The following is a 15,889-nucleotide window of genomic DNA, read 5'->3' as shown; positions in this document are numbered from 1 at the left end:
AGTAGAGCGGGTGCCGGAAGTGGAGGTCGCCACCCGGCGATGTTCCGGGTGGTGAACGGAACGGACGGGAGCCGCGTCATGCGTCCTCCAGGGGCAGGGTGAGGGTGAAGACGCTCTGGGCGCGGGCGGTGCGGGCGTACGTGACGGTGCCGCCGTGGCGTTCGGCAATGCGGCGGGTGAGGTACAGGCCCAGGCCGGTGCCGCCGCCAGCGCCGCCGGAGCGGAAGCGCTGGAAGAGGGTGGGGACGCGCGGCGCGCTGACGCCGGGGCCGCTGTCGAGGACGCTGAGGATCGCCTCGCCGTCCTGGCGGGCCAGGGTGACGTGCACGGCGCTGCCGGGCGGGGCGTAGCGAACGGCATTGTCGAGGAGGTTCTGCACGGCGCGGCGCAGGTCGTGTTTGCGGCCGGGGACGCGCGCGCCGTCCAGGGTGGGTTCGATGGTCACGCCGCGCGCGGCGGCGGCGGGCCGCAGCTGCTCGGTGACGTTCAGGACGAGGTCGCGCAGCGGCACGCTCTGGAGTTCGCTGTCCTCCTCGCCGCTCTCGTACTTGGCGACCAGGAGCAGCTGATCGGCCAGGGTCAGCAGGGCGGCGTTGGCGTCCAGGCCGTTGCGGAGCGTGGCGGCGTAGTCGTCCGGGAGGGGGCCGTAGGCGCCTTTGAGGGCGGAGCGCATGTTCACGGCGTTCGCCATCAGGGGCGTGCGCAGGTCGTGACTGAAGGAGTAGATGAGGTCCTGCAATAACTCTCCGCGTTCCTGGAGCTGGGCCTGCCGGGCGTGCAGGTCGTCGAGCAGCGCGGTGCGGTCCAGGAGCGGCTGGAGGGTCTGCACGGCTTCCGACAGCTGGTCGGGGGGGGCGGCGGGGCGGGTGAGGAGGATCAGGAGTTCCGGGTCGCTGGGGCGCGTGAGACGGGCGACGAAGGTGTCGCCGCCGCCGACCGCCCACACCTGACTGTCCCTGGGCGCTCCGGCCTCGCGGGTGGCGGGACGGGCCAGCAGGTCCAGCGGCAGGCGGCGGCCCAGGCGGCCCTCGCCGGGGCCGGTGTGGGCGTGGGGTTCGCGCAGCACGGCGCGGTCGACGCTGCCGATCTCGACGGCGGCCGCGCCGGTGAAGTCCTGCAGGGCGTGCGCGGCGCGCGTCACGAACTGCGCCTGCGTGAGGGGCCCGCTGACGGCCTCAATCAGGGTGCGCAGGGCGCGTTCGCGCTGGAGGCGGCGTTCCTCCTCGTGCAGGCGGGCGGCGCGGGTGGCGGCCTCGCGGGCGCGCAGGCTCAGGAAGCCGACCAGGATGGCCGCGAGGATGCTCACGGCGCGGTTGCCGAGGTCGGTGGGGGTCGCGCCGTCCCGCGCGGCGTTCACGACGCCCGCCAGGACGTTCCCGGCGATGGCGAGCGCCGTGAGATTCAGGGTGGCCCGGCGGCTGGCGCCCAGCGCGGCCAGGGCCAGCGGCGCGCTGACCAGGGTGCCGATGACCAGGGACGCAGGCGTCAGGACGTCGGTCAGGGTGGTCGCGGCGATCAGGGCGACGCTGGCGCCCAGCAGGCGGCGTTCGCTGCGTTCCGGGGTGGGGGCAGCCGGGTCAGGGGCAGATGGAGTGGTGGTCATGTGGCGTCCGGCGTTCAGCGTAGGGGCGCGGTGGGTGGTGTGTGGACTGGCCATCTGGCCAGGGCGGTGGGCCGGTCGGAGCATACCGCCCGGGCGGGGGGCGGCGCAGGCTGGTCGGCATGGACGCACTGCTTCTCATTCTGGTGCTGGCGCTGGGCGCGTATCTGCTGTACGCCCTGGTGAAGGCGGAACGGTTCTGATGGATATCCTGCTCACCTACGGGCTGGCGCTGGCGCTGGCCCTTCCCCTGGGGCTGTTCATGGCCCGGCTGATGGAAGCCCCGGCGTCGCGCGTCACGGCGGGTCTGCTGCGCGCGTGCGGCGTGGACGCCGCGCGGGGCATGTCGTGGCGCGCGTACGTGGGGGCGCTGCTGGGCACGAACGTGATCGTGGGGCTGGTGGCCCTGGCCACCTACCTGCTGCAGGGGGGTCTGCCGCTGAACCCGGACGGCATCGCGAACCTGCGCTGGGACACGGCGGTGCACACGATGGCGTCGTTCATCACGAACACGAACCAGCAGCATTACAGCGGGCAGAGTGGCCTGTCGTACCTGTCGCAGATGCTGGGCATCACGGCGCTTCAGATCTTCACCCCGGCGGTGGGCTTCGCGGCGCTGTTCGCGGTGCTGCGCGGCCTGCGTGGGGACGCGCACCTGGGGAACTACTTCCTGGACGTGACGCGCGGCGCGGCGCTGCTGACGGTGTCTGCGGCGGTGCTGGCGCTGCTGCTGACGTGGCAGGGCGTGCCGAGCACCTTCGCGGGGGCGCGTACGGCGACGCTGGTGCAGCCTCAGACCGTGGAGGGGCAGGCGGTGACCACGCAGACCATCCCGGTGGGGCCGGTCGCGCCGATGGTGGCGATCAAGCAGCTGGGCACGAACGGGGGCGGCTGGTACGGCCCGAACTCGACGGTGCCGCTGGAGAACCCCACGCCACTGTCGAACCTGCTGGAGACGGTCAGCATCATCCTGTTCCCGCTGGCGCTGGTCGTGGCGACCGGGCGGTTCCTGCGCCGCCCGCGCTTCGGACTGGTGCTGATGGGCGTCATGAGCGTGCTGTCCGCCGCGCTGACGCTGGGCGCGGTGCTCGCCGAGCGGATGCCGAACGCCGCCCTGACGGGCCTGTCCGCGCTGGGCCCGAACATGGAGGGCAAGGAGGTGCGCCTGGGCGCGGACGCGACGGCGCTGTGGGCCGCGCTGACCACGCAGACGAGTAACGGCAGCGTGAACGGCATGCTGGATTCGTTCACGCCGCTGGGCGGGCTGGTGCCGCAGCTGGGCATGTTCCTGAACGACGTGTACGGCGGGATCGGCGTGGGGCTGATCAACATGCTGGTGTTCGTGATCCTGACGGTGTTCGTGGCGGGCCTGATGGTGGGCCGCACGCCGGAACTGTTCGGCCGGAAGATTGAGGCCCCCGAGATCAAGCTGGCGTCGCTGATCCTGCTGCTGCAGCCGTTGCTGGTGCTGGGCTTCACGGCGCTGGCCCTGGCGAACCCGGCGGTCACGGCGAACTCGAACCCCGGCTTCCACGGGCTGTCGCAGGTGCTGTACGAGTACAACTCGGCGTTCGCGAACAACGGCAGCGGCTTCGAGGGCCTGGGCGACAACACGCCCTGGTGGAACCTCAGCTGCGCGCTGGTGCTGCTGCTGGCCCGTTTCCTGCCGATCGTGGGGCCGCTGGCGATCGCGGGCCTGCTGGCCGCCAAGCGCGCCGCGCCTGAAGGCAGCGGGACGCTGCGGGTGGACACGCCGGTGTTCGCCGGGATGCTCCTGAGCGTGATGCTGCTGCTGCAACTCCTGAACTTCGCCCCGGCGCTGGTGCTGGGACCAGTTGCAGAGAAAATGACGCTGAATACCGTGAAGGACGTGACGAAATGACCGCTGTGCCGCAGAAAACCCCGAAGGGGGGCGTGTTCGCCCCGGCGCTGATGCGCGCCGCGCTGAAGGCCGCCTTCGTGAAACTCGATCCGCGCTTCATGGTGCGCAGCCCGGTGATGTTCGTGGTGCTGCTGGGCGGCGTGCTGACGCTGCTGCTGACCGTGCAGGCCGCCGCGAGCGGGCAGGCGTGGGGCTACCCGGCGGGCGTGACGCTGCTGCTGCTGTTCACGGTGGTGTTCGCGAACTTCGCCGAGGGGCTGGCCGAGGCGCGCGGGAAGGCGCAGGCGGCCACACTCCGCTCGGCGCGCGAGGACACCCCGGCCCGCCGGGTGCTGGACGGTCGCGAGGAGGTCATCCCGAGCACCCAGCTCCGGCGCGGGGACGTGATCGTGGTGCAGGCGGGCGAGATGATTCCCGGTGACGGTGAGGTCGTAGGGGGTCTGGCGGCGGTGGACGAGAGCGCCATCACGGGCGAGAGCGCCCCGGTGATCCGCGAGGCGGGGACCGACCACAGCGGCGTGACGGGCGGGACGCGCGTGCTGTCCGACCGGATCGTGGTGCGGGTGACGTCGCAGCCCGGCGAGAGCTTCCTCGACCGCATGATCGCGCTCGTCGAGGGCGCCAGCCGCCAGAAGACCCCGAACGAACTGGCCCTGTCGATCCTGCTGGCCGCGCTGACGCTCGTGTTCCTGATCGTCGTGGCGACCCTGCTGCCCCTGTCGCGGTTCGCAGGGGCGACAGTGGACGTGGTGACGCTCGTGGCGCTGCTCGTGTGCCTGATCCCCACGACGATCGGCGGTCTGCTGCCCGCCATCGGCATCGCGGGCATGGACCGGGCCTTGCAGGCGAACGTGATCGCCAAGAGCGGCAAGGCGGTCGAGGTGGCCGGGGACGTGGACATCCTGCTGCTGGACAAGACCGGCACGATCACCGTCGGGGACCGTCAGGCGACGCGCTTCCTGCCGCTGCCCGGCGTGAGCGGCGAGGAACTGGCGGGCGCGGCGGCGCTGGCCTCGGCGGCGGACCCCACGCCGGAAGGCAAGAGCATCGTGACGCTGGCCCGCGCGCAGGGCGTGACGCCCGCCACCCCGGCGGACGCGGCGTTTCTCGAGTTCACCGCGCAGACCCGCATGAGCGGCGTGGACGCAGGCGGCACGAGCATCCGCAAGGGCGCCGCCGACCGCATCACCCGCCTGGCCCGCGAGCGGGGCGGCAGCGTGCCCGCCGAACTGTCCCCGCTGGTGGACGAGGTGGCGCGCGCGGGCGGCACGCCCCTCGTGGTCCTCCGTGACGAACGGGTGCTGGGCGTGGTGGCCCTGTCGGACGTGGTGAAGCCTGGCATGCGCGAACGCTTCGAGCAGCTGCGCCGCATGGGCCTGCGCACCGTGATGATCACCGGGGACAACCCCCTGACCGCCGAGGCCATCGCCCGCGAGGCCGGCGTGGACGGCTTCCTGGCCGAGGCGACACCCGAGGACAAGCTCGCCATGATCCGCGAGGAGCAGCGCGGCGGGAAGCTGGTCGCCATGATGGGCGACGGCACGAACGACGCCCCGGCGCTGGCACAGGCGGATGTGGGCCTCGCCATGCAGAGCGGCACGCAGGCGGCCAAGGAAGCGGCGAACATGATCGACCTGGACTCCGACCCCACCAAGCTGATCGAGGTCGTCGAGATCGGCAAGGGCCTGCTGATGACGCGCGGCGCGCTGACGACCTTCTCGATCGCGAACGACGTCGCGAAGTACTTCGCGATCCTGCCCGCGCTGTTCGCCACGCAGATTCCCGCGCTGGCCCCGCTGAACGTGATGGACCTGCGCAGCCCGCAGAGCGCGATCCTGTCCGCCGTGATCTTCAACGCGCTGGTCATCCCGGCGCTGATTCCGGTGGCGCTGCGCGGCGTGCGCTACTCGCCCGGCAGTGCCGACGCGCTGCTGGCCCGCAACCTGCTGATCTACGGGCTGGGCGGCGTGCTCGTACCGTTCGTGGGTATCAAGCTCATCGACGTGCTCCTCGGACTGATCGGCGCCTAAGCACTCCCTCCCGGCGAGGTCCGGGGGACCGTTCCCCCACCTCGCACTCCCCAAGAGGTTTCATCATGACCCTGAACGACATGCCCTCCCCTGCCCTTCCCGAACCAACCTTTTCTGACGCGCCCCAGCCGGGGTGGAGTGCGTGGCTGCGCTTCTCGGCGCTGTGGCTGGTGCTGGGCGGCCTCGCGTACCCGGCGGTGACGACCGCGCTGGGTGGCACGCTGTTTCCCGCGCAGGCGACCGGGTCCCTGATCCGCGAGGACGGCCGTGTGGTGGGCTCGGCGCTGATCGGGCAGCCCTTCACGGGGGACCGGTACTTCATCGGGCGGCCCAGCGCCGCCGGGAGCGGCTACGACCCGGTGAACGCGTCGGGCAGCAACCTCGCCGTGAGTAACCCCGCGCTGCGCGAGCGCGTGCAGGCCCAGGCGCAGGCGATCGCCGCGCGGGAGAACATCCCCGTCACGCAGATTCCGGCAGATCTGCTCACCGCGAGCGGCAGCGGCCTCGACCCGCACGTGTCCCTGGCGGGCGCGGCGGTGCAGGTGGCGCGGGTGGCGCGCGCGCGCGGCCTGACGGACGCGCAGGTGCAGGCGCTGGTCCGTGACCACACCGAGCGGGGCGTGCTGGGCCTGGGGCAACCCGGCGTGAACGTGCTGGAACTGAACCTCGCCCTGGACCGGCTGGGACGGTGAGTCGTCACGCCGCCTGAACCCGAGCGGCTGGCGATGCCCGGCGCTCCCCGCCCGGCGCGGGGGCGGCACCGGGTGTTCGTGGGCATGGCGGCGGGGGTCGGGAAGACCACCCGCGCGCTCAACGAACTGCGCGACCGCCTGGAACGCGGCGAGGACGCCCTGATCGGCGTGCTGGAGACGCACGGGCGGGCGTTCACGCAGGCGGCCGCGGCGGGCCTGCCGGTCTTCCCGCGCCTGGAGGTCGTGCGGGGCGGCGTGACGCTGGGTGAACTGGACGTGGCGGGCCTGATCGCGCGCCGTCCGGACGTGGTGCTCGTGGATGAACTGGCGCACTCGAACGCGCCGGGCAGCGCCCGCGAGAAACGCTGGATGGACGTCGAGGCGCTGCTGGACGCGGGCGTGAACGTGCTGTCCACCGTGAACGTGCAGCACCTGGAGTCCCTGCACGACACGGTGGCGCGCCTGACTGGCGTGCGCGTCCGCGAGCGCATCCCGGACGCCGTGCTGGGCGGCGCGGACGAACTGGTGCTGGTGGACCTGACGCCCGCTGACCTGCGTGAGCGGGTGCGGTCCGGCGCGGTGTACGGCGCGGAGCGGGCCGAGCACGCCCTGACGAACTTCTTCACGCTGCCGAACCTGACGGCGCTGCGGGAACTGGCGCTGCGGCAGGTGGCGCACGTCGTCGAGCAGGGCGCGGCCGATCTGGGGGCGGGCCAGGGCACCGGCCTGGGCGTACAGGAGCGGGTGGTGGTCGCCGTGGCCGCCGAGGAGACCGGCGCGCGCCTGATCCGCCGCGGCGGGCAGCTCGCGCAGCGCCTGCACGCCGACCTTCAGGTCGTGACCGTGCGGTCCGGGCGGATCAGTGCCGAACGCGCGCGGCTGCTCGACACCTTCCGCGCGGTCACGGTCGCGCTGGGCGGCGAATTCATCGTGCTCGACCCGGCGGGCGGCGTGGCGGCCACCCTGATCCGGCACGTGCAGGCCGCGCAGGCCACGCAGGTCGTGCTGGGTGAGAGCAGCCGCTCCCGCTGGGAGGAAGTCCTGCGGGGGGACATCATCCGCTCGGTGCTGAGGCAGACCCGCAACGTGGACGTGTACGTCATCACCCGCGAGTGACTGCGCCCGGTGGGCGTGCCCGTCAGCTGGGGGCCACCTCGGCGCCGTGCTCCACGCCGGGCGGGTCGGCGGGCGGCAGGTCCAGCAGCGGGAAGGTGTGCAGTTCCTGCACCTCGCCCCGATGTTCCTTCGTGAGACTCAGGGCCTCCACCCGGAAGTGCGTGACGGGCGGCGTCAGGTCGCGGATCTCCTCCCACAGGACCGGCTCGGCCCACTTCAGCACGCCCAGCGCCAGCGTCAGGTGCGGGCGGTACTCCGGGCCGTCGTAGCGGGCGCGGCTGCTCGGGCCGATCGTCAGGCTCCGGTCGTGCAGGGCGCGCAGCTGCGGACTCAGTTCGCACTCCAGGAAGATCACGCCCGGCAGCTGCTTCCAGCCGCGCACCTGCACGTCCAGCGCCTCCTGGCCGCGCAGCACGTCGCGGCAGGTGGCGACCAGATCGGCGCTGCGCAGGCTCGTCTGGAAGGGCGCGCGGACGTTCAGGTGCGGCAGGCCGAAGCCCCGCACGTTCAGGCGGTCCTGGAGGCGGCGCAGCCAGCTGTCGAGCGCCTCGGGCGGCCACGCCACGATGGAGTACAGCGGGCTGGGCGCGTCGTCCAGCGCGGGCAGGAACTCGGTCACGGCCGTTACCCGACCCGGTAGCGGCAGCAGGCCTGCCCGCAGGCGATGCGGGTGTCGCGGGCGACGGGCACGCCCAGCAGGTCGGTGTACAGCGTGATTTCGGCGCTGCACAGCTGCGCGTACTGCCGCGCGACCGTCAGGTTCGGGCAGTTGCGCTGCGTGAACACCCACCCGCCCTGGTCGTCCTGCTCGGCGGTGGCGTCGAAGCCGTGCTCGTTCAGGCGGCCCACCAGGGCCTGCACCCGCTCGCCCAGCGGCCGGTCGGCGGGCAGGTCGGCGCGCAGCCGCCCGGCGATCTCGGCGTTGCGGGCGTCGAGGACCTGCAGCAGGGCGTCCTCGCCGAACAGGCCCTCGATGTGGCGCAGGACGTCCACGCACAGGCTGGAGTACGTCTTCGGGAAGGCCGCCTCGCCCCGGTCGGTCAGGACGAACACGTGCTGGGGCCGTCCGCGCCCGCCGGGCCGTTCGGTGCGGACCTCCAGCAGGCCCTGCTCCTGCAGGTCGCTCAGGTGGCGCCGCGCGGCGGGCACGCTGACGTCCAGCCGCTGCGCGAGGTCCTGCGCGGTCTGCGCGCCGTGCCGCTTGACGAGTTCCAGCAGGCGGGTCTTCGTGCGTTCGGCACCGGCCGGGGCGAGGGTCGCGGCGCTCACGGCCTGCCCCCCGCCCCGTGGAGACGCGCGGCGGTCATACGACGGTCAGCTGGTCCGGGAGGTGCGCGAGGGTCCGGACGCTGACCTGCCCGGCCAGCGCGCGGGCCGCCTGCCGCAGCGCCAGCGCGGCCGGGCTGTCTGGGTGGGCGACGACGGCCGGGGTGCCCGCGTCGGCGTCCTGGCGGACACTGACTTCCAGCGGTATCTCGCCCAGGGGCGTGTGGTCGCCCAGTTTGCGGCTGCCGCCCCGCCCGAACAGGTCGTACGCGATGCCCGTGTCGGGCGCCACGAAGTAGCTCATGTTCTCGATGACGCCCAGCACGGGCACGCTGGCCTTGCGGAACATGTCCACGGCGCGGGCCGCGTCGATCAGCGCCACGTCCTGCGGGGTGGTGACGATCACGGCGCCCGTGACCTGCACGGTCTGCGTCAGGGACAGCTGCACGTCGCCGGTCCCCGGGGGCAGGTCCACGATCAGGTAGTCCAGCTCGCCCCACGCGGCGTCTTTCAGGAACTGCTGGATGGCGGAGTGCAGCATCGGCCCGCGCCACACGAGCGCCTGCCCGGCCGGGGACAGGTTCGCCATGGAGATGAAGCGCACGCCATGGGCGTCCAGGGGGCGCATCTTGCGGTCCTCGTTCGCGGTGACCTTCGCGCCGCTCTGGCCGAGCATGTGCGCCACGCTGGGGCCGTACACGTCCGCGTCAAGCAACCCGACGCGCGCGCCGTCCAGTGCGAGGCTCGCGGCGAGGTTCACGGCGACGCTGCTCTTGCCCACGCCGCCCTTGCCGCTGCCGACCAGCAGGACGTGCTTCACGCCGGGCAGGGCGGGCTGCGCGGCGGCGCGGACCATGGCCCCGAAGGTGATCACGGCGCCCTGCACGCCGGGCACGGTCAGCGCGGCGGCGCGCACGTCGTGTTCGATCTGGCCTTTCAGGGGACAGGCAGGAGTCGTGAGGTTCACCTTCACGTGCGCCACACCCGCGTCCACGCTGGCGTGCTCGATCATGCCCAGCGAGACGAGATCCCGGTGGAGTTCCGGGTCGTTCACGGTGCTCAGGGCGGCCATCAGGGCGTCACGCATATCCCGCAATTAGTAGCGCAAAGCGCGGGGCGCGGCAAGCCACGCGGTCACACTGCGCCCCGCCGCCTGTGCGCGCCGGACCGGGCGGACGCCAGCCTATACTGCGGGCCGTGAAGCCCCTTGGCCCCTATGTGGCCGCGCGTGACCTGCCGGGCCGGATGAACAGTCCGGTGCGGACGCTGCGTGCCACGGACCGCCTGACCGGCATGCCGGTCCTGCTGCACGGCCTGCCCGGCCCGCTGCCACTGCCTGACCTGCCCGCCCACCCGGGCGTGCTGCCCTTCGCGGAGTGCGTGCTGGTCGCCGGGGAGGCGTTCATGGTGACGGAACTGCCGCTGCAGGCGCGGCCCGCGCAGGACCCGGACCTCACGGCACGCGGCGCGCTCGCGGCCCTCGCGGCGCTGCACGGGCGGGGCGTAGTCCACGGCGGCCTGAGTGCTTCGCAGCTGTGGAGCGTAGACGGCGAGGTCCGCCTGGCCGGGGCGGGCCTGCCCTGGGGTGGCGACGCGCGGCCCGCCGACGACCTGTACGCCCTGGCGGTCATCCTGCACGAGATGGGCGGCGTGCCGGGCGCGCTGCGGCCCCTGCTGGACGCGCCGGGCACCCTGGACGCCCGCGCGGCGCTGCGCCTGCTGCACGCTCCCACCACGCAACTGCGCGCCGCGCCCGACACGCCGGAGCACACGGAGGCGGCCCCCGGTGCGTCTGCCGCCACCACACCGGTCACCCCCGAGCCGGTCCCGGCCCTGACGGACCCCACCCCGACGGCGGCGGCCCCCACGGCGTTCTCTCAGGCACCCTCCGTGCAGGTGGCCACGGTGCAGGTGGCCTCGGTGCAGGCCACCCCGGCCCAGCCCGCCCCGAACACGCCCCCCGCCGGGGACGCCCCGGAGGCGCGTGGGCGGCGCGGGCGGGGCAGCCGCTTCCGCCTGCCGGGCCTGGGCGCCACGCGCGAGGCGGCCGCACCGGACGAGCTGACCACCCCCGTCCCGACGGCCACTGCGGCCACTGTTGCGGCCAGTGTGGAGGCCGTCCCGGCATCTGCTCTGGCCCCGGTCGTTCCAGCTGACGGTCCCACGCTGCCGCCCGCTGCGGCGATCCTGCCGGACGCCAGGGGCACGGGGATCACGGCTGACGTGCCGGTGGCAGCGGACGCGCCCGCGCATGACGGCACGCCGATCGTGCTGGGCGACGGGGCCATCCCCGCGCCCGCCGCCGGGACCGGGCAGGCCGGAGCGCCGAAAGGATCTGCCCCGGCAGAGCCGCCGGTCCTGCCGGACGTGCCTGCGCAACCGGCAGGAACCGGGGGGCCTCTGTCGTCGCAGGAACGCCGCCGCCGCGAGCATGAGGCGCGGCAGGAGCACGCGCAGCGGGACGCCCAGGCCGCCGCCGAACGCCGGGCGCAGCGACTGGAGCAGCGTCAGCAGGAGCAGCGCACGCAGGAGCCGCCCGTGGCGCCCGCCCCGATCCAGATCGGCTTCGACGACCTGCCGGAATGGGAGACGGACGCGCCCGCGCCGCGCAGCGGGGTGCAGATCCGCGAGGTGCCGCGCCTGCCGGAATCGCTGCGCCGCGCGCCGCTGCCCGGCGACCCGGCGGCCGGGGAGGATCAGGGCCCGGCCGCGGAGGTGCCGGTCGGGGCGCTGCCTGCGCGGCGGCGGGTGGGCGAACCGATCCGGATCGGCTGGGACGAGGACGATTCCTGGCGGGTGGTGCGGGAGGCCCCGGCGCCGGTGCGGACGCGCCGTCCGCTGGTGTGGCGGGCGCTGTTCTGGGTGGTACTGGTCGCCGCGTTCGTGGGGATGGCGCTGCTTCTCACGCGGGTCGTGCAGGCGCGTGGGGCCGGTCCGGTGACACCCGCCAGCGTGCCGCAGGTGTCCGGGGCGGGTGCGGCGTCCGGCGGGGCAGACGCCTCCGCCGCGCCTCAGGCGCAGACGGTGCAGTTCACGGTGCGTGGCGTGGCGGGCGCCACGGCGCGCCTGTCCGTCGAGCAGTCCCCGAAGGAGGCGAACCTCGCGCCGGGGGCGTCGCTGGGGACCGCGCCGGGCCGCGTGACGTTCCCTGTGCCGGGAACGTACCGCGTTCGGGTGGTCGTGGACGGGTTCGCGCCGGGCAGCATGACGGTCACGGTGCCGCGTTCGCAGCCGGTGACCATCGACCTGGACCGCTGAGCCGGTCGCCGTGTCACGCGGCGGGCCGGGCGCTCGTCTGTCCCGCCGGGACGCCCGCGGCCCGGGCGCGTGACAGAATCGGGGACGATGAGCGTCGTTATTCTGGATTTTGGCAGTCAGTTCACGCGTCTGATCGCGCGCCGCTTCCGTGAACTCGGGGCGTACAGCGTGATCCTGCCCGGCAGCGCGCCCCTGGAGCGCATCCTGCGGGAGAAGCCGCAGGGGATCGTGCTGTCGGGCGGCCCCAGCAGCGTCTATGACGAGGCGGCCCCGAAGCCCGCGCCGGGCGTACTGGATCTGGACATTCCGGTGCTGGGCGTGTGTTACGGCATGCAGTACCTCGCGCAGCAGGCGGGCGGGGACGTGAAGCGCGCCGGGAAACGCGAGTACGGCAAGGCCGACCTGACGCAGTACGGCGGGCAGCTGTTCGAGGGCATCCAGGGTGAGTTCGTCGCCTGGATGAGCCACAGCGACTCGGTCACGCAGCTGCCCGCCGGGTACGAGGTCGTGGCGCAGACCGAGGACACCCCGGTCACCGCCATCGAGAACCGCGAGACGCGCCGCTACGGCGTGCAGTTCCACCCGGAAGTCGTGCACACCCCCAAGGGCGGGCAGCTGCTGGCGAACTTCCTGGAGATCTGCGGCGTGACGCGCGACTGGACCGCCGAGCACATCATCGACGAGCTGGTATCGGACGTGCAGGCGCAGGTGGGGGACGGCCGGGTGCTGCTGGCGATCAGCGGCGGCGTGGATTCCAGCACGCTGGGCCTGCTGCTTGCAAAAGCGGTCGGGGAGAAGCTGACGGCGGTGTTCATCGACCACGGCCTGCTGCGCCTCGGCGAGCGCGAGCAGGTCGAGGCGGCCCTGAAACCGCTGGGCGTGAACCTCGTGACCGTGGACGCCCGCGCGGAGTTCATGGCGGCGCTGGACGGCGTCTCGGACCCTGAACAGAAGCGCAAGATCATCGGCCGGGAATTCATCCGCGCCTTCGAACGCGAGGCCCGCGCGTACGGTCCCTTCGACTTCCTGGCGCAGGGCACCCTGTACCCGGATGTGATCGAGTCCGCCGGGGGCGAGGGCGCCGCGAACATCAAGAGCCACCACAACGTGGGCGGCCTGCCCGACGACCTCGCGTTCAAGCTGGTCGAACCGTTCCGCACGCTGTTCAAGGACGAGGTCCGTGAAATCGCGCGCCTGCTGGGCCTGCCCGATCACATCCGTATGCGTCACCCCTTCCCGGGGCCGGGGCTGGCGATCCGCTGCCTGGGCGCGATCAGCGAGGAGAAGCTGGACATCCTGCGGCGCGTGGACGACATCTTCATCAGCGGTCTGCGCGAGTTCAGCCTGTATGACGGCTGCTCGCAGGCGCTGGCGATCCTCACGCCCATCCAGTCGGTCGGCGTGATGGGCGACGAGCGCACGTACTCGTACACGGCGGCGTTGCGGGCCGTGACCACCGACGACTTCATGACCGCCGAATGGGCCCGCCTTCCGTACGAGTTCCTGGCGACCATGAGTAACCGCATCGTGAACCAGGTGCACGAGATCAACCGCGTCGTGTACGACATCACGGGCAAGCCGCCGGCCACCATCGAGTGGGAGTGACCCCGCCGCGCTGAACGATCGCCCCCGGCCGCCGCGCCGGGGGCTGTGCCGGACCGGGCACACGTCTGACGGGGGGGAGTGGTGCGCGGCGGGTCAGTCGCGCTAGCGTGAAGGCATGCCACACCCGCGTCGCCGGAGTCCCTCCCGGCGATCCATCCCCGGGCGGATCGCGTGACCCGTGATCCGCTGCTGCCCGGCCTGCCGGAGACCCTGCGGCCCGCGCTGGAAGCGCAGACGCTGGTGCTGCTCACGCAGTCCAGCGGGGACATGTTCGAGCAGTGCGTGACCCTGGCACTGGAGATCACCGGGGCAGGCTCGGCGCTGGCGCTGCTGTACCGCCCGGACACGGATGAGCTGGAGATCGTCGCGGCGGCCGGTGAGCACCGGCAGGTCGCCGTGGGCCGTCACCTGCCACGCGGGCAGGGGCTGGCGTGGCGGGTCGTGCAGTCCGGGCAGGCAACCCTGATTCCCCGCACGGACCGTGACCCGCAGACGGTGTACGTCTCGGGTCAGCCCATACCGCACACGTACCTGGGCGTGCCGCTGCTCGACCCGGACGGCCAGGTGCTGGGGGTGCTGTCGGTCAACCGGCTGGCGCAGGACACCCAGTTCGGCAGCGGTGAGGCGCAGGCCCTGACGCTGCTGGGGCAGGCGGCCAGCGTGGCGTATTCGCGCGCTCGCGCGCTGGAGGAGGCGCAGGCCGCCGCGCGACAGTTCGAGCAGCTGGCGCAGCTGTCGGCGGAACTCGCGGACCTCAGCAGTCCGGAGGAGATCGGGCAGCGGGCCGTGCAGACCCTGGTGGACCTGTCGGGCTTCACGGTGGGCGCCGTGGTCGTCTTGGACAGCCTGGGGCAGGTGCAGCTGTCCGTGCTGGCCGGGCACCCCGAGGGTCAGGACGCGACCCGCCACGTGCTGTCTGCCCGTCCGTCCCCGACCGGCCTGATCGGCGAGGTGCTGCGGACCGGCCGCACGCAGGTGGCCGCGGATTACCAGTCCTGGTCGGCCCGCCGGGCGGACGCGACGCACGTCTTCACCGGGCTCGCCGCGCCGCTTCGCGTGGATGGCCGCGTGGTGGGCGTGGTGATGCTCATGCACCTCGTGCGGCGCGTGCCGGTCCCGGGTTCACTGGTCACGCTGCTTGACACGGTCGCGCAGCGGATCAGTCAGGCGCTGGACCGGGCCGACAGCGTCGAGCACCTGCACGCCACGCGCGAGGCGGCGCTACGCACCCTGGGCCGCATGCTGGAAAGCCGTGACGGGGACACGTTCGGTCACACTGACCGCGTGACCACGCTGGCGTTGCGGCTGGCCGGGCAGCTGGGCCTGAGTGACGTGCAGCGTCAGCACCTGCGCTGGGGGGCGTACCTGCACGACATCGGCAAGGTCGCGGTGGATGACCGGCTGCTGCGCAAGGCCGGGCCGCTGACGCCGGTGGAACGCGAGGCGATGCAGTGGCACGTGGAAGTCGGGGATCAGCTGCTGCGCGAGGAGATGTTCGTCCCGCGTGAGGTCCGCGAGGTCGTGCGGCACCACCATGAACGCTGGGATGGCGGCGGGTACCCGGACCGGCTCTCGGGGCCGGATATTCCGCTGCTGGCGCGGATCTTCAGTGTCGCGGACGTCTTCGACGCGCTGGTCAGCGCCCGGCCGTACAAACTGGCGTGGTCGGTGCAGGCGGCTGCCGACGCGCTGCGGGAACAGGCTGGGCGGCAGTTCGACCCGGCGGTCGTGGACGCGTTTCTGGACGTGCTGCGCGAGGACGGCCTGCTGAACGGCTGAGCGGGAGGGGAGAGGCGCGCTGGGAGGTCCCAGCGCGCCTCTCCCCTGTCCATTATTTTTTCTGGAGCACCTTGATGTACGCGCCCAGCTGCTCGGCGCTGCGGCCCTGCCGGAAGGGATTGAACTGGCCGGGCTGGCCGGGCTGGCCGCCCTGGCTGTTCTGGCCCGGCCCGGCCTGACTGGCGCCCGCGGGACGCTGGCCACCCATCAGGCCGCCGAGGGCGCCGGGCATGCCGGGCACCCGCTGGCTCTGGTTCTGGCCGCTCTGGTTCTGCGTGCGGCGGGCCTCGCGCTCCTGCTCGGCCTTCAGCAGCAGGGTGTCGAGCGCCGCCAGTTGCTTGCCCGTCAGGATCCGGTCCTCGATCTGCGTGAGGTACTTCTTCGCGTCGTTCGGCTGCACGCTGCTCGCCTTCTGGAGGGTGGTCAGGATCGGCAGGAGCTGCTTGGCCTGCGCCTTTGTCAGGGCGGTGGCCTTGTTCTTTTCCAGGTCGGGCAGCAGGCGGACAGTCTGCGCGAGGTCGGTGACGGGTTGCATGGCTTTCAGGCGGGCCTGCATCTCGGGCGTCATCTGACGCTGGCCGGTCGTGCCGGTCTGGGCACCGGCGGCGCCGAGGGCAGTGAGGATCAGGGCCGTGAGGATCAGAGGGGTGCGGATCATGTG

The 15,889-nt window shown here is 72.8% G+C and carries 13 protein-coding genes; 8 read left to right on the top strand and 5 right to left on the bottom strand.

The genetic code is table 11. From position 1 onward, the window contains the following. Positions 1–76: 76 nt before the first annotated feature. Positions 77–1,657, bottom strand: coding sequence for a sensor histidine kinase (locus tag SY84_RS13290; protein ID WP_245621345.1), 1,581 nt, complete (start codon positions 1,655–1,657; stop codon positions 77–79). Between SY84_RS13290 and SY84_RS16805 the strand changes: the two genes are divergently transcribed. From SY84_RS16805 to SY84_RS13270, 5 genes are all read left to right on the top strand, one after another. Then, positions 1,645–1,803, top strand: a complete 159-nt coding sequence (locus SY84_RS16805) for a potassium-transporting ATPase subunit F (RefSeq protein WP_157882991.1) — start codon at positions 1,645–1,647, stop codon at positions 1,801–1,803. The two genes, SY84_RS13290 and SY84_RS16805, sit on opposite strands and share 13 nt — an antisense overlap. After that, positions 1,803–3,482, top strand: a complete 1,680-nt coding sequence (gene kdpA, locus SY84_RS13285) for a potassium-transporting ATPase subunit KdpA (protein WP_157882990.1) — start codon at positions 1,803–1,805, stop codon at positions 3,480–3,482. Before SY84_RS16805 ends, kdpA begins: the two co-directional genes overlap by 1 nt. Further along, complete coding sequence (gene kdpB, locus SY84_RS13280; RefSeq protein WP_046844405.1) at positions 3,479–5,512, top strand: potassium-transporting ATPase subunit KdpB; 2,034 nt, start codon at positions 3,479–3,481, stop codon at positions 5,510–5,512. Before kdpA ends, kdpB begins: the two co-directional genes overlap by 4 nt. Before the next feature lie 65 nt (positions 5,513–5,577). Beyond that, positions 5,578–6,204, top strand: coding sequence for a potassium-transporting ATPase subunit KdpC (gene kdpC, locus SY84_RS13275; protein WP_081424600.1), 627 nt, complete (start codon positions 5,578–5,580; stop codon positions 6,202–6,204). Between the two features lie 33 nt (positions 6,205–6,237). Further along, entirely contained in the window at positions 6,238–7,320 is a 1,083-nt protein-coding gene (locus SY84_RS13270; RefSeq protein ID WP_046844404.1) for a histidine kinase, read from the top strand. Positions 7,321–7,342: 22 nt separating this feature from the next. Here the strand turns inward: SY84_RS13270 and SY84_RS13265 are convergent, their stop codons facing one another. From SY84_RS13265 to SY84_RS13255, 3 genes are read right to left on the bottom strand one after another with little or no spacing between them, the layout of a single operon-like run. Continuing rightward, positions 7,343–7,939: a 2'-5' RNA ligase family protein gene (locus SY84_RS13265; protein WP_046844403.1), complete on the bottom strand. Its 597-nt coding sequence runs from the start codon at positions 7,937–7,939 to the stop codon at positions 7,343–7,345. A gap of 5 nt (positions 7,940–7,944) precedes the next feature. After that, positions 7,945–8,589 (bottom strand): helix-turn-helix transcriptional regulator, encoded by a 645-nt coding sequence (locus SY84_RS13260; protein ID WP_046844402.1) that lies wholly within the window; start codon positions 8,587–8,589, stop codon positions 7,945–7,947. Between the two features lie 34 nt (positions 8,590–8,623). Beyond that, positions 8,624–9,673 carry an Mrp/NBP35 family ATP-binding protein gene (locus tag SY84_RS13255; RefSeq protein WP_046844401.1) on the bottom strand — a complete coding sequence of 350 codons (1,050 nt, stop codon included), beginning with the start codon at positions 9,671–9,673 and terminating at the stop codon, positions 8,624–8,626. 110 nt (positions 9,674–9,783) lie between these two features. Between SY84_RS13255 and SY84_RS13250 the strand changes: the two genes are divergently transcribed. The 3 genes from SY84_RS13250 to SY84_RS13240 all read left to right on the top strand — a co-directional run bounded on the left by SY84_RS13250 (position 9,784) and on the right by SY84_RS13240 (position 15,228). After that, complete coding sequence (locus SY84_RS13250; RefSeq protein ID WP_157882989.1) at positions 9,784–11,844, top strand: PEGA domain-containing protein; 2,061 nt, start codon at positions 9,784–9,786, stop codon at positions 11,842–11,844. An 87-nt stretch (positions 11,845–11,931) separates the two neighbouring features. Further along, complete coding sequence (gene guaA / locus SY84_RS13245; protein WP_046844399.1) at positions 11,932–13,449, top strand: glutamine-hydrolyzing GMP synthase; 1,518 nt, start codon at positions 11,932–11,934, stop codon at positions 13,447–13,449. Between the two features lie 171 nt (positions 13,450–13,620). Then, positions 13,621–15,228: an HD domain-containing phosphohydrolase gene (locus SY84_RS13240; RefSeq protein ID WP_052751166.1), complete on the top strand. Its 1,608-nt coding sequence runs from the start codon at positions 13,621–13,623 to the stop codon at positions 15,226–15,228. Positions 15,229–15,280: 52 nt separating this feature from the next. On the opposite strand, the gene SY84_RS13235 is transcribed toward SY84_RS13240, so the two are convergent. After that, positions 15,281–15,886 carry a hypothetical protein gene (locus tag SY84_RS13235; protein ID WP_046844398.1) on the bottom strand — a complete coding sequence of 202 codons (606 nt, stop codon included), beginning with the start codon at positions 15,884–15,886 and terminating at the stop codon, positions 15,281–15,283. Between the last annotated feature and the right edge of the window lie 3 nt (positions 15,887–15,889).

The sequence above is a fragment of the Deinococcus soli (ex Cha et al. 2016) genome, assembly GCF_001007995.1.
In the GTDB taxonomy this organism is placed as follows: Bacteria; Deinococcota; Deinococci; order Deinococcales; family Deinococcaceae; genus Deinococcus; species Deinococcus soli.
Note: the sequence above shows the minus strand (reverse complement) of the source record. Positions and strands in the feature narration are given on the sequence as shown.